1 pseudogene is annotated in these 323 nt (G+C 69.0%); it reads right to left on the bottom strand.

The features are described from left to right. A pseudogene (locus tag EN852_RS37845) lies at nucleotides 1–323 on the bottom strand (ribonuclease HII); the annotation flags it as partial.

The following is a 323-nucleotide window of genomic DNA, read 5'->3' as shown; positions in this document are numbered from 1 at the left end:
GCGATGCGCCGCGCGCTGGTCGGGCTGCGCATCGCTTCGAGGCTCGCCTTGAGGATGTTGCTGCCATCGATACCCTCCGCGCTGATCGACGCCATCGAGACGCTGAGCGCGGAGCCGAGGATTTTCAGGAACAGCGCCTCGCGCTGCAGATGGGTGAGGCGCTTGGAATCGTCCAGGCCCTCGGGGATGTTGGCCGGGTTGAGCACCACGGCGGCGGCCACCACCGGGCCGGCGAGCGGCCCGCGGCCTGCCTCGTCCATGCCCGCGACTGGCCACAGCCCATCCGCCATCGCCTTCGTCTCGATCGAGAAATCGGGCTTCTC

Source organism: Mesorhizobium sp. M2E.F.Ca.ET.209.01.1.1 (genome assembly GCF_004010375.2).
GTDB lineage: Bacteria > Pseudomonadota > Alphaproteobacteria > Rhizobiales > Rhizobiaceae > Mesorhizobium.
This window is presented reverse-complemented; position numbering and strand designations above follow the sequence as displayed.